The following is a 13,566-nucleotide window of genomic DNA, read 5'->3' as shown; positions in this document are numbered from 1 at the left end:
GGTTGCCTGAAACGCATGGACGATGCCTGCTTCTTTTACTTTAAATACTGCCAATCTATTGTTGCTGCTGGTGCTGGTGGCCGTCAGCCTGACCACGGGTGTGGCTGATTTCCATTGGGCACAGCTGTTGCATGTACCAGAACAAATGCAGCTGCTACTGGTGAGCCGTATTCCACGAACCTTAGCCGTGATACTCACAGGCGCCACCCTAGCCGTCGCTGGCATGGTGTTACAAATCGTCCTCAAAAACCGATTTATTGAGCCCAACATGGTGGGGGCGACCCAAAGCGCTGCCGTTGGCGTGTTGTTGGTCAGCCTAGCATGGCCAGATGTGACACCACTGGCCAAAATGTCTGCAGCCACTCTCTCTGCACTACTGGGCATGAGCGTTTTTTTTATTGCTGCTGCGCCGTTTGCCACCACAACAAATGCTGCTGGTACCACTCATCGGCATCGTATATGGCAACCTCATAGAAGCCATGGCCACCTTTATTGCCATAGACACCGATACCCTACAACTTTTATCGGTGTGGTTTAGCGGTGATTTTTCGGGTGTATTGACTGGGCGCTATGAGCTATTGTGGTTAACCGGCGTGATGGGGATTTTGGTGTACCTGGTGGCCGATCGCTTATCCATTGCCGGACTCGGGCGCAGCATCAGCACCAACTTAGGCGTATCGTATGAACACATGCTGTGGCTGGCACTCATGGTGGTGGCCATGATCACTGCTATCGTGGTGGTCACCATAGGTCAAATCCCGTTTATCGGCTTGGTGGTACCCAATATTGTGTCCCGGTTAGCCGGTGATCGCCTACGGCGCAATTTACCCAGCGTCGCTTTATTGGGCGCCAATGCATTGCTGGCCTGCGACATCGGTAGTCGCGTCATCAATCCGCCTTATGAAATTCCAGTGTCTTTGATTTTTGGTTTAATCGGCACGGCGTTGTTTCTATATTTATTGCTGCGAAAGGGCCCAACACATGCTGCCTGACGCACTTCGCCGCCCGGCTGTTTTTTTGGGACTATTGGGGTTGCTTTTGGCGGCTTCATGCTTGTGCTTCATGACATTCAATGCACAAGGCCAGTGGGATTTTGTATTGGCTTTGCGTGGCAAAAAATTGTTGATGCTCCTGACTGTGGCTTATGCGGTGGGCGTATCCACCCTATTGTTTCAGACACTTACCCACAACCCGGTACTCACACCCAGCCTGCTGGGTTATGATGCCTTGTATCTCCTGATGCAGACAGCGATGGTGTGGCTGGTGGGCGCTGCTGGCGTACAAGTCCTCGGCGTGGCCGGAAAATTCAGCGTTGAAGCGCCACTCATGATGGCGGCTTCGTGGTTATTATTTCAAACCCTAATGCGCCATAGCAATGGCGATCTGGCGCGGCTGATTTTGGTCGGTGTTATCTTCGGGGTATTGTTTCGCAGTTTAAACAGCTTATTGCAACGCCTCATCGATCCAGCTCAATTTGCCACCGCCCAAATCAGCTATTTTGCGCAGTTCACCAGCGTCGAACCCACATTATTGCTCATGGGTATGGTCATCATGGCGATTAGCGCAATATGGATTTGGCGCATGCGCTATGCCTTAGATGTCTTACAGCTAGGGCGCAATGCCGCCATTTCATTGGGGGTAAATTATGCCCGCTTGAGCCGAGCAGTGTTGCTGTGGGTGGCCTTATTGGTCTCGGTCGCCACGGCCTTGGTGGGACCTGTCAGTTTCTTTGGTTTGCTGGTGTGTGCTTTGGTCAACGCGTTATCACCTACCCAAAAACACAGCATTCGCCTGCCAGCCGCCGGCCTCATGGCGGCCATCATCTTGATAATAGGCCAGACCTTATTCGAACACGTATTGGGGCTCAGCGGTGCGTTGAGTGTGGTCATTGAATTCACCGGTGGTTTGGTGTTTTTATGGCTGGTATTGCGCCGACCACGTCGTTAACCCAATTTCAGGCTGCCTGAATGGATAATTCTAAACATGATTACTGTTGAACACGTGAACCATCAATTGAATGGCATACCCATTCTCAGCGACATCAATCTATCTATTGAAGGCCCAGGCATCACCGCACTCATTGGCCCCAATGGTGCGGGCAAATCTACCCTGCTCTCATTGATGGCACGCCTGCAACCGCTGCAAAGCGGGCATATCTTGATTGACGACCAAGACATTACCCGCGCCAAATCCAGCGACATGGCCAAACGCTTGGCAATACTGACCCAAGACAACCCCATTCAAAGCCGCATCACCGTGCGCGACCTACTCATGTTTGGGCGCTACCCATTTAACCAAGGCAGGATCACTGAACAAGATCAAACCATTGTTGACTCAGCCCTACAACGCTTTGAGCTTTCAGACTTAGACAATCGTTATTTGTCTGCGCTCTCCGGCGGACAGCGCCAGCGCGCTTTGATTGCCATGGTTTTTTGCCAACAAACCAGCCACGTTTTATTGGACGAACCACTCAATAATTTGGACATGTTCCATGCCCGCGAGCTGATGCGCCGTTTGCGCGAGCTAACAGACACCCAGGGGCTCACCACCGTCATGGTGGTACACGACATCAATGTCGCTGCCGCTTACGCAGACCATATTGTGGCCATGAAAGACGGCCGTATCGTGCACCAAGGTGCACCCAGTGCTATCATCACCGCCGATAATCTGAAAACCATCTTTCACCTGGATGCAGAGGTACTCACCCACCATGGTTTGCCCCTCGTTATCCACCACATCTGACCCAACACTGAGTGACTCATGAACCCATCTTCATCAACACCGACCCCGCAGCAACGAAAAACCATATTGACGGCCGTGGCCGTGGCTTTATTCGTGACCTTGGCCATGTGGTTTGTGTGGCTGTTTATGGGCGATGATGTGGTGCTGCGCATGTCCATAGCGCGCATAATGCTGATTTTTGTGGGTCTGGTGTGTCTATTCCTATTTGGCTGCATGGTATTTGTGGCCATCAGTATTGCCCGCCGCCGACGCTAAGCTTTTACGCAAGACTCCGCCAACAAGGGATTGTTTGAGTCTATCCCATTACAATTCAAGCTGATGGTCGAAATGCCTTTAAGATTCAAACGGCACGACGAAAACTCAGGTATCAGGCTGCCTGAAACACCTAACAGCCTCAATCAGGATACCCGCATCACAAGGCTTGTTTTTAGGGGCGATGGCAGCATGTACTGATTTGTTATAATCCTTTTTTTGCCTGCTGTTTTCCTATGCCCGACTTCGACCTAAACCAAGTTCTCACTAAAGATCGCCATTTTTTACAGCGTGCCCATCGGAATCCGGCCCGTTTTGGCGGTTCGGATCAGGTTCTCGAAAAATACCAACGCTCCCACGCCGCCTACTTGGCGCGACGCACCAGTGCACCCACACCGCACTACGATGGCTCACTCCCTGTACACGACAAACGTGCCGAAATCAAACAGGCCATCGCCAACCACCCCGTGGTGATTGTGTGCGGCGAAACTGGGTCGGGCAAAACCACGCAATTACCAAAAATTTGTTTGGAATTGGGACGTGGCGTCGCTGGTTTGATTGGTCATACTCAACCCCGGCGTCTGGCCGCCCGTTCTGTAGCCGAACGCATCGCAGAAGAATTAGACAGCACCATTGGCGCCGCCGTGGGTTATAAGGTGCGTTTCACCGATCACAGTGCACCGACTGGCCACATCAAATTGATGACCGATGGCATTTTATTGGCAGAAACACAAACCGACCGCTATCTAAGTGCCTATGACACACTCATCATTGACGAAGCACATGAACGCAGCCTCAACATCGATTTCTTACTGGGCTACTTGCGACAATTACTGCCAAAACGGCCAGATTTAAAAATCATCATCACGTCAGCTACCATTGATGCCGAGCGGTTTGCACAGCATTTCACTCATAACGGTCAGCCAGCCCCAGTCATTGAAGTATCGGGGCGTACTTATCCAGTGGAAATGCGCTATCGGCCCCTACACAGCACCGATGCCGATGAAGCCGAAATGGAAATCAGCGAAGCCATTGTGGATGCAGCGGATGAGCTCACACGTGAAGGCAATGGCGATATTTTGGTATTTCTGCCGGGTGAACGCGAAATCCGTGATGCCGCCCAAGCCTTGCGCCAGTCACCGCTGCGCCGAAACGACGACATTTTGCCACTGTTCTCGCGCTTATCTGCCGCAGAACAGCACCGCATTTTCCACCCTTCAGGCAACCAACGGCGCATTATTTTGGCCACCAACGTGGCAGAAACTTCACTCACCGTGCCACGCATCCGTTATGTCATCGACACTGGTTTGGCACGGGTAAAACGTTATTCGGCAAGAGCCAAAGTAGAACAGTTACAAATAGAAAAAATCAGCCAAGCCGCTGCACGCCAGCGCGCCGGACGTTGTGGTCGTATTGCCGCAGGCATATGCATTCGTTTATACGATGAGGCCGATTTCAATGCGCGCCCAGCTTTTACCGATCCGGAAATTTTGCGCAGCAATCTGGCAGCAGTGATTTTGCGCATGGCCAGCCTGCATTTAGGTGAAGTCCAAGATTTCCCGTTTTTGGAGGCGCCCGAGCAGCGCTACATCAACGATGGTTACCAAGTATTACTGGAATTGGGTGCTGTGGATGAACGCAACCGCTTAACCACCATGGGGGAACAAATGGCGCGGTTGCCAGTGGACCCCAAAATCAGCCGCATGCTCCTTGCGGCCAAGCGATTGCAGTGCGTGGCGGAAATGTTGGTGATTGTGTCGGCATTGTCCATCCAAGACCCGCGCGAACGTCCACTGGAAGCACGCGATGCTGCCAACAAAGCACACGAACGCTTTCACGATAAAAAATCGGATTTTCTCGCCTATTTGAATATTTGGGATTCGTTTCAGCGCGAACGCGACAAAGGGCTTTCCAACCGCCAATTGATTCAATGGTGTCATCAGTACTTTCTGTCGCATATCCGCATGCGTGAATGGCGCGAACTGCATCACCAACTGGCGCAAATTGCCATCGACATGAAGCTAACCAGTAAACAATCGGCTTTCAGGCTGCCTGAACAACAAACCCAAGCACAACAACACAACCTGGGTGACCAAGATTTGGCGGCCAAGCTCAAGCAACAGCAATTGGCCAAAAAACAGCATCGACAAACATTGCGGGCAGCCAAAGAAGCAGGCTATGAGCAAATTCACCGTGCTTTGCTTACTGGCTTAATTGCCAACGTTGGTCTAAAAACCCCGGAAGGACATGACTACTTAGGTGCGCGCGGCAATCATTTCCATGTATTTCCAGCGTCGTCTTTATTCAAAACCAAGCCCAAATGGATCATGGCTGCTGAACTCACAGAAACCACCCGTTTGTATGCGCGCGACGTAGCCAAAATTGAACCAGAATGGATTGAAGCAGAAGCGCCGCATTTGGTGCGCCAGCATTATTTTGAACCTCATTGGTCACAAAAGCGTGGCGAAGTGGTCGCCAGCGAACGCGTCACCCTATATGGCTTAACGGTATTGCCCAGACGCCCCGTGGCCTATGGCCGTATTGCCCCAGAAGAAGCGCGCGAGCTCTTTATCCGCGGTGCATTGGTGGCGCAAGAATGCGATCTTCAGGCGGCCTTTTTCGTCCACAACCGCAAGCTGATTCATGAAGTAGCACAGTTGGAACACAAATCACGCCGCCAAGATGTATTGGTCGATGAAGAAGCCCTATATGCTTTTTATGACCAAAAACTACCATCCACTGTGGCCGTTGGTCAAAAAGAAACGGCGCTCGCCGATATCCGCTCCTTTGAAAGTTGGCGACAAAAAGCGGAAGCGGATCATCCCCAATTGCTGTTTTTACAGCGTGATGATTTGATGCAACACGCCGCGGCCAACATTACCGAAACTCAGTTTCCAAAATATTTACGCAACAGCGATGGCAAACTCAAGCTCAGTTATCGCTTTGAACCCAATCATCCTTTGGATGGGGTCACCATCAATGTGCCATTGCCTGTGCTCAATCGACTTCAGGCAGCCCAACTGGAATGGTTGGTGCCTGGCATGGTCAGGGAAAAACTCCAACTTGCCATCAAAGCCCTACCCAAACAGATCCGTCGCGTGTGCGTGCCCGTACCAGAATTCATCACACAATTCCTAGCGGCACAGCCCGATATCAACGCACCGATGTTGCCGCAACTGGCCCATGCCATTGCCAAGCAAGCTGGCGACATGCGCCTATTGGCGGCCATCAATATGGATGAGTGGGCAGCCAGCAAACTGCCTGAATATTGCTATTTCAACATACGAGTCATTGATGATGGTGGCCAAGAATTGGGCATGGGTCGAGACTTGGCGACATTACAACATCAATTGGGGCAGGCAGCTGCGGTCACTTTTCGTGACAACAGCCACGAATTTGAGCGCGACAACCTTAAAGCATGGGATTTTGGCAGCTTGCCGGAACACATCAAATTTGCGCGCGGGAAACAGCAGCTCACTGGCTTTTTGGGGTTGCAGCAACAAAAAGACGGCAGCACTTCACTGCGCCTATTTGACACCAATGAAGCAGCACAACAAGCCCACCGTCACGGCACTGTGGCCTTAATGGCCTTGCAATTGAAAGAACAAGTCAAAGACCTCAATAAAGGGCTACCTGATTTTACTCAAACCGCATTGCTGTTGAAGCACATTGGCGCCGATTCATTACGTGAAGATATGGCTTTAGCCGTAGAAGACCGTGCTTTTGTGGGCGAAGATGCCTTACCGCGCAATGAAAAAGCATTTAAAGAACAAATAAAGCGCGCGCGCAGCCGCTTACCCGCAGTCAAAGAAGGCCTAAACCGCAGCGTTTTGCAAACCGCCCAAGCCTATGCCGACATCAACCGCGCACTGGGTCGACACCCACTCAGCACCCAACTACACCGCCAATTAGAGAATTTAGTGTACCCTGGATTTATACAACGTACCCCATGGGCACAATGGCCACGGCTGCCAGTATACCTACAGGCCATGCAAAAACGCTTAGAAAAATATGGCAGCAATCCTGCTCGCGATGCAGCGCGTGAAACCGAAATACAAGCATTAACGGATTCATGGCAAGAAAAAATTCATCAGCTACACCAGCAAAACCAACCTATACCTAATGAATTGGCGACATTTCGGTGGATGCTGGAAGAACTGCGCGTGTCACTATTTGCACAAGAACTGAAAACACCTTACCCAGTTTCGGTAAAACGATTGCAAAAACACTGGCAAATGCTGATGAATCAATTAAGCTGATTCAGAACAGCATTAACGCATTGATCTATTAAAAATTTTTAACATTCCATTTATCAAGTGTGTCACGAGCTATCAGTCCGTAATCACTGGCATTAACAATCTATCCAAACAACATGCAGACAAAAAAAGGGCTGCCTGAAATTTTTCAGGCAGCCCTTCAATACCCGCAATATTGATTAGTACAAACCAGTCAATTTTTCAGACATACTGATGAAGATATTTTTCTTCTCAGTGTAAGCTTCCAAAATAATTTTATGGGTTTCACGACCGATACCGGATTTCTTGTAACCACCAAACGGAGCATGGGCTGGCAATTGGTTATAGCAGTTCACCCACATACGGCCAGTACGCACTGCTTTGGCTACGCGCAAAGCGCGGTTGATGTCGCGAGTCCACACCGCACCACCCAAGCCATATTCACTGTCATTGGCAATGGCAATGGCTTCTTCTTCTGTGTCAAACGGAATGGCAGCCAATACCGGGCCAAATACTTCTTCTGTCGCAATGCGCATATCTGGATTCACATCACACAGCACGGTTGGCTTCATAAAGTAACCGGTTTCTGCTTCACGAGCACCACCCGTTAATAAACGAGCGCCTTCACCTTTGGCAATGTCAACATAACCCAAAATTTTCTTCAATTGGTTTTCATCAACTTGGGCGCCCATTTGTGTGGTTGGATCCAGGGGATCGCCCACTTTCACTTTTTCAAATTCTTCTTTTACTTTGGCCAAGAATTTGTCGTAGATGCTGCGTTGAACCAGCAATCGCGAACCCGCACAGCACACTTGACCTTGGTTGAACAAAATACCCAAGGCAGTGCCTTCCACGGCTTTATCGATTTGCGCATCTTCAAAAATAATATTGGCTGATTTGCCACCCAATTCCAAAGTAGCTGGAATCAATTTTTCGGCAGCGGCCCGGGCTACGTTGTAACCAATTTCGGTGGAACCGGTAAACGCCAATTTGCTGAAACCTTCATGATCCAGCATATATTGACCAGTACGAGAGCCAGAGCCAGTCAATACATTGACCACACCCGCTGGGAATACTTGACCCAAAATACGGGCAAATTCAATCAACGAAATAGAAGTTTCTTTGGATGGTTTAATGACCACGCAGTTACCAGCAGCCAATGCTGGTGCGATTTTCCATGCACCCATCAAGAATGGGAAATTCCAAGGAATAATTTGACCGACCACACCAATCGGCTCGCTCAACACAATACTCAATGTGTCTTTATCAATCACATCCGCTTCATCGCTGTGGGCGCGGATAACACCCGCAAAATAGCGGAAATGGTCTACAGCAGCAGGAATATCGATATTGGTGGTTTCACGAATTGGCTTGCCGTTGTCCAAGGTTTCTAAAGTCGCGAAACGTTCTGTTTCAGCTTCCAATAAATCGGCTACTTTCAACAACAAAGCCGAACGTTCGGCCGGAGAAGTCTGGCTCCATGCAGGGAAGGCAGCCCAAGCACTTTTCACCGCCAAATCCACATCGGCTTTAGACGCTTCAGCCAGTGTAGCCAGCTTTTCACCCGTAGCTGGGTTATGGCTTTCAAAAGTTTTGCCTTCAGAACCAGCCTGGAATTTACCATTAATGAACAGTTGATATTCTGCGTTTGGACGCAGTTTTTCGGATAAGTCTTTCAGCAGTTTCATTACAACACTCCTGTGTTTATGATGCAGTTATTTTATGCTTCCCAAGTCACAGCACTTTCCAGTTGGACACACGTAGGCGTACCAACATCAAGTGCTTGTGCTTAGTGAAATACTACGCTTTCTCTGAATCATTGCCCAGACAGAATGGTTAATTTAATGTTAATTCAAGGTTGTATTTGTAATCTTACAATAACATTATTGATTATTATTCGTATTTATAATAACTAAATTTTATCAACCGTAGCGGCTACCTGAACCCCAAAAAAATTGAGAAGGTATTTTCGCTCAAATAATCCTCAATACTTTGCCAATCCCTGCTGCCGCAGGAATGGCAATACATCAGGGCGCACCGGATGGTTGAAATTATTGATGATGGTTTGACCCCAATTTAATTTCAGCCCACTCCGCATCCAGTAATAATTCGCCAGTTTCGTATCATAGGCAGCCAGTGTTTCTGAATCCAAAGCGTGGTAACCATTTTCACTAACCAAAGCGTGTAACGGCAATCGGGGGCGCTGTAATGGCTGCTGCGCAGGATGGCCCAAGCACAGTCCAAACAAAGGCGCTGTGTTATCAGGCAAGTTTAACAGCGTCGCGGTGCGGGCAATGTTGTTACGTAATGAGCCAATATAGACCCCGCCCAAACCCAACGATTCGGCCGCCAGCAAACAATTTTGCGCCATGATGCCCGCATCCACGGCGCCAGCAATGACCGACTCCGTCCATCCCAATTGAGCTTCTGGATAGGCTAGCTTGTGCTTGGCATAATCCAAGCAAAACACCCAGAATTCGGGCGCATCAACCACATACTGCTGATGGGCCGCCACTTCACACAAAGCCTGGCGCAATGCCTGATCGGTAATGCGGATGATGTGCACGACTTGCATGAAACTGGATGACGAAGCAGCACGGCCAGCTTCGAATATGGCCTGCCGTTGATCATCGTTTAACGGCTCAGGTGTAAAACGCCGAATAGACCGATGTTGATAAATGGTTGCCAAAGTAGAAGCGCTATGCACAGACGTGATTTCACTCATGTCCATTCCTCATGAAATCGATAAACATGCTTAACGATTGAGCTTCAGTGCACTTTTAGCCAGCCGCTGACCTTGTGCAAATGCCAAGGCCGCTTCATCGCGGCTCAACTTGGCCTGATTATCAGCGCCCGCCACGTGACTGGCGCCATACGGCGTACCACCGCTTTGGGTATGCGCCAATCCAGCCTCGCTAAACGGAATACCACACAACAGCATGCCATGATGCAACAGTGGCAACATCATGCTCAATAAGGTACTTTCTTGACCACCATGCTGCGTGTTGCTGCTGGTAAACACACACGCTGGCTTACCAATTAGGCTGCCTGAAAGCCATAAGCTGCTGGTCCCATCAAGAAAATATTTTACTGGCGCCGCCATGTTTCCAAAACGCGTAGGACTGCCCAAAGCCAATGCGCCACAACATTGCAATTCATCTAGCGTGACATAGGGCGCGCCTTGTGGCGGAATTTGCGGTGCGGTTGCTTCGCTCACGGCTGATACTTTGGGCACGGTACGCAACCATGCCTCGCAGCCGTCAATGCTGTCTATGCCACGGGCAATCTCGTCTGCCAAATGACGCGTACCACCACCCAAACTGTAATACACCACCAAAATCGGTAAGCTCATGATTGCCTCTTTGTTTTGAGAATTCACTGCTATTGTGCCGTCACCAATGCAGCCTGTCACGCCCACATTCTCAGACTGAAACGCCACCTCCACCCCATTCATACTGACCTGTTTATTGCCCGCATTGGTGCTCACCCCCATATCCGTTACAATAGATGTCAGTTTTCCCGTGAGAATTTCTATGCCCATTCCTTTTGTCCGCTGCCGCTGGCTACAGGCACGCCCCGTGCAATTTGCTCGGTTTTTGTGGCACCGCTTCAATGAAATCAATATCCCATTGGTTTCAGGCAGCCTCACGTTCACCACTTTACTGGCTCTGGTGCCTTTATTTACAGTTACCGTAGTGGTGATTGCGGCTTTCCCCATGTTTGCCGACATTGCCAACCGTTTTAATGATTTTTTAACCGGCATCATCATTCCCAATGCAGGGGCAGACTCAGTGGGTAGTTATTTGCTGCAGTTTCGCCAAAAAGCCAGCAACCTTACCGCCATCGGCATTCTCATCATGATGCTGACCTCGGTGCTGTTGATCCAAACCATAGAACGTACTTTCAATCAAATCTGGCGAGTAAAACAGACGCGCTCCTTACTCACACGCATGCTGGTGTATTGGGCGCTGCTGACGCTGGGACCGCTGGTATTGGGCTTGGGTTTATCAGTATTGGGTTATGTCTTGAGCCGCAGCGTTTTGGCGATTCATTTTCCCTTTTTGGCCGCACTGACTAAAATCGTTTCCTCCATTGGCGTGATTACATTACTGTTGTTTTTGATGTACAAAATTGTGCCGTATCGCTATGTGCCTACTCGCCATGCGTTACTGGGTGCCTTATTGACTGCTGTGCTCTTAGAAGTCACCCGACGCGGGTTTGGCATTTACATTGCCCACTTCAACAGCTATCAATTGGTTTATGGTGCTTTTGCCGCCATCCCCGTATTTTTGCTTTGGCTCAATCTTTTATGGATGATTTTACTCAGCGGCGCTTTGTTGACTGCTTCGCTCTCTTATTGGCAAGACGACGCCTATGCGCGGCAATTGTCGCGAAATGGGCGCTTTGATGATGTTTTAAAAATCTTGTTATTGTTGCATCAAGCACAAAATCAACATCAAGTTTTGAGCATCCGTGATTTTCGCCAACACATCAGCATGGGCTATGACGAATTGGGCGATTTACTGGCCCAGCTGGCGCAACACCAGTTGGTTATCTGCAACGGCGATGGCTGGGCACTCAAAACCAATGCGGAACACATCGCCTTGAAAAAATTGTTTCATTGGTTTGTGTATCAGCCGGACAACCAAGACAACAGCGCCGTCACTCAAACCATCAATGCTATGCTGGCACCCGGCATGGCCGCGATGGACTTGAGTTTGGCCGACTTCATCGCCCATCATCAGCAGCAAACGCCGATTCAGCCCACAGACACGACTACGGTTTAACCGCCGCTACCCAGTAAAAATGCGCAACCAATCAGGCGATGCGCATCACAATGATTTATAATGTAATACAATAACAATGCTGAAATATTGATGCATCCATGATTCATGCCCAGCAGTCTCAGGCTGCCTGAATATATCTGCATCCATTCAGCTCAGATAATTGGAATAATCGGCTTTATGTTGGATATAAAGGCACATTGGCGTCGTATTGATCAAAAACTGCGCCCGCCCATGATCAAATTGGCAGAACATTGGCATCGACGTCCTTGGCGCTGGTCGCTGCTGGTTATCGGCGTACCTGTGTGCAGCGTCATGACCGCTTATGCCGTCACTACACCCACACCGCAAAACGACGCTTATCAAGCCCGCAAAATGGTGCAAAATCTATCCCCTATTAACCTGGCAAAACAACAAATTGAAACCAGCTATTGGCAAGATGAAATGGTTCAGCCCGGCGACAGTTTGGCCAGCGTATTGGCACGCATGAATATAGACCCGAAACAAGTGCAAGCCGTGCTGCAAAACAACACCATCAGCCAACGCAACATGCAACTTAAAGCCAATCAAAATTTAAGCATCCGCGTCGACAGCGCTGGTCGCCTGAGTGACATCCAATTTTTCCGTGACGATGACAATGGCGAGCAAAATTTAGTGGCCTTCAAAAAAAATGGCGATCATTGGCGTGCCGATGTAGGCGCAGTAGACACGCAAACATGGCCCACATTTAAGGCTGTGGTCATCAAAACATCAGCCCGAGGTGCCATGGCTCAAGCAGGCATCCCCGTTGAAATTCGAGAATCACTGAATGAGATTTTCAAAGACAAATTGGATTTGGAAACCCTATCCTCGGGTGACAGCATCCGCTTAATTTACGATAGTCTCTATTATCGCGGTCAAGAGATCGCCACAGGCAATATTCAGGGAGCCGAGATCAGCCACAATGGCGTGCTCTATCAAGCCTATTATTATGATGACGATAATGAAGGCAATGGCCAATATTATGATGCTCAGGGCAAGCCTTTACGCAAAGGTTTTGCCGCTGTACCTGTGGACAATGCACGTATTTCCTCGCCATTTGGCATGCGCTATCATCCTGTCTTACACACCTTGCGCATGCACAGCGGCATCGATTATGCGGCGCCATCGGGCACGCCCATTCACGCACCTTCCGATGGCGTTGTCGAATTCATTGGTGTGAAGGGCGGTTATGGCAATGCGATCATGCTGCGCCATTCTGACAGCAAAGAAACCTTATATGGCCACATGAGTGCCTTTGCACCTTTACAAAACGGTGGCAATGTACGTGCTGGGGACATCATTGGCTATGTAGGGTCAACCGGCCGCTCTACCGGCCCTCATTTGCATTATGAAGTACGCATCAATGGGCAAGCCGTTAACCCCGCCAGTGTGGCCTTGCCCAACAAAACACTTAATGCTACTGAGTTGGCCAGTTTTAAGAAAAAACAACAACACTGGAATCATCTGCTGGCCGGCATACGCAATATCTCGGTCAACATTGCCCAAATGGATTAGGACACCACAACTCACCT

General features: G+C 49.6%; 9 protein-coding genes and 1 pseudogene. 7 read left to right on the top strand and 3 right to left on the bottom strand.

Annotated elements, in window-relative coordinates:
- Window positions 1–22: 22 nt before the first annotated feature.
- The 5 genes and pseudogenes from A2F46_RS05335 (at window position 23) to hrpA (ending at window position 7,253) form a co-directional block, all read left to right on the top strand.
- Window positions 23–992, top strand: a pseudogene (locus A2F46_RS05335) (ABC transporter permease).
- Complete coding sequence (locus A2F46_RS05330; protein ID WP_066567658.1) at window positions 982–1,947, top strand: iron chelate uptake ABC transporter family permease subunit; 966 nt, start codon at window positions 982–984, stop codon at window positions 1,945–1,947. The pseudogene A2F46_RS05335 and the gene A2F46_RS05330 overlap by 11 nt, the downstream one beginning before the upstream one ends.
- A gap of 36 nt (window positions 1,948–1,983) precedes the next feature.
- Window positions 1,984–2,742 carry an ABC transporter ATP-binding protein gene (locus tag A2F46_RS05325; protein ID WP_066567657.1) on the top strand — a complete coding sequence of 253 codons (759 nt, stop codon included), beginning with the start codon at window positions 1,984–1,986 and terminating at the stop codon, window positions 2,740–2,742.
- Between the two features lie 18 nt (window positions 2,743–2,760).
- On the top strand, window positions 2,761–2,997 hold the full coding sequence (locus A2F46_RS05320; protein WP_066567656.1) for a hypothetical protein: 237 nt from the start codon (window positions 2,761–2,763) through the stop codon (window positions 2,995–2,997).
- A 233-nt stretch (window positions 2,998–3,230) separates the two neighbouring features.
- A complete protein-coding gene (hrpA, locus tag A2F46_RS05315; protein ID WP_066567654.1) occupies window positions 3,231–7,253 on the top strand; it encodes an ATP-dependent RNA helicase HrpA in 4,023 nt (1,340 codons plus the stop codon).
- A 176-nt stretch (window positions 7,254–7,429) separates the two neighbouring features.
- Here the strand turns inward: hrpA and A2F46_RS05310 are convergent, their stop codons facing one another.
- The 3 genes from A2F46_RS05310 to wrbA all read right to left on the bottom strand — a co-directional run bounded on the left by A2F46_RS05310 (window position 7,430) and on the right by wrbA (window position 10,581).
- Window positions 7,430–8,917, bottom strand: coding sequence for an aldehyde dehydrogenase family protein (locus A2F46_RS05310; RefSeq protein ID WP_066567653.1), 1,488 nt, complete (start codon window positions 8,915–8,917; stop codon window positions 7,430–7,432).
- Window positions 8,918–9,213: 296 nt separating this feature from the next.
- A complete protein-coding gene (nfsA, locus tag A2F46_RS05305) occupies window positions 9,214–9,954 on the bottom strand; it encodes an oxygen-insensitive NADPH nitroreductase (protein ID WP_066567646.1) in 741 nt (246 codons plus the stop codon).
- 30 nt (window positions 9,955–9,984) lie between these two features.
- Window positions 9,985–10,581, bottom strand: a complete 597-nt coding sequence (gene wrbA / locus A2F46_RS05300) for an NAD(P)H:quinone oxidoreductase (RefSeq protein ID WP_066567784.1) — start codon at window positions 10,579–10,581, stop codon at window positions 9,985–9,987.
- 181 nt (window positions 10,582–10,762) lie between these two features.
- Here wrbA and A2F46_RS05295 point away from each other — a divergent pair, with 181 nt between their 5' ends.
- Entirely contained in the window at window positions 10,763–12,016 is a 1,254-nt protein-coding gene (locus A2F46_RS05295; RefSeq protein ID WP_066567643.1) for a YihY family inner membrane protein, read from the top strand.
- A 177-nt stretch (window positions 12,017–12,193) separates the two neighbouring features.
- Window positions 12,194–13,549 (top strand): M23 family metallopeptidase, encoded by a 1,356-nt coding sequence (locus tag A2F46_RS05290; protein WP_231867710.1) that lies wholly within the window; start codon window positions 12,194–12,196, stop codon window positions 13,547–13,549.
- Window positions 13,550–13,566: the final 17 nt, after the last annotated feature.

The organism is Snodgrassella sp. CFCC 13594 (assembly GCF_001590725.1).
Lineage (GTDB): Bacteria > Pseudomonadota > Gammaproteobacteria > Burkholderiales > Neisseriaceae > Snodgrassella.
Note: the sequence above shows the minus strand (reverse complement) of the source record. Positions and strands in the feature narration are given on the sequence as shown.

Bases quoted from the DNA above. Each gene is read 5' to 3' on its own strand.
- nfsA (WP_066567646.1), bottom strand. From the start codon at position 9,954: ATGAGTGAAATCACGTCTGTGCATAGCGCTTCTACTTTGGCAACCATT.
- A2F46_RS05320 (WP_066567656.1), top strand. From the start codon at position 2,761: ATGAACCCATCTTCATCAACACCGACCCCGCAGCAACGAAAAACCATA.
- A2F46_RS05325 (WP_066567657.1), top strand. From the start codon at position 1,984: ATGATTACTGTTGAACACGTGAACCATCAATTGAATGGCATACCCATT.
- A2F46_RS05310 (WP_066567653.1), bottom strand. From the start codon at position 8,917: ATGAAACTGCTGAAAGACTTATCCGAAAAACTGCGTCCAAACGCAGAA.
- wrbA (WP_066567784.1), bottom strand. From the start codon at position 10,581: ATGAGCTTACCGATTTTGGTGGTGTATTACAGTTTGGGTGGTGGTACG.
- hrpA (WP_066567654.1), top strand. From the start codon at position 3,231: ATGCCCGACTTCGACCTAAACCAAGTTCTCACTAAAGATCGCCATTTT.
- A2F46_RS05290 (WP_231867710.1), top strand. From the start codon at position 12,194: ATGTTGGATATAAAGGCACATTGGCGTCGTATTGATCAAAAACTGCGC.
- A2F46_RS05295 (WP_066567643.1), top strand. From the start codon at position 10,763: ATGCCCATTCCTTTTGTCCGCTGCCGCTGGCTACAGGCACGCCCCGTG.
- A2F46_RS05330 (WP_066567658.1), top strand. From the start codon at position 982: ATGCTGCCTGACGCACTTCGCCGCCCGGCTGTTTTTTTGGGACTATTG.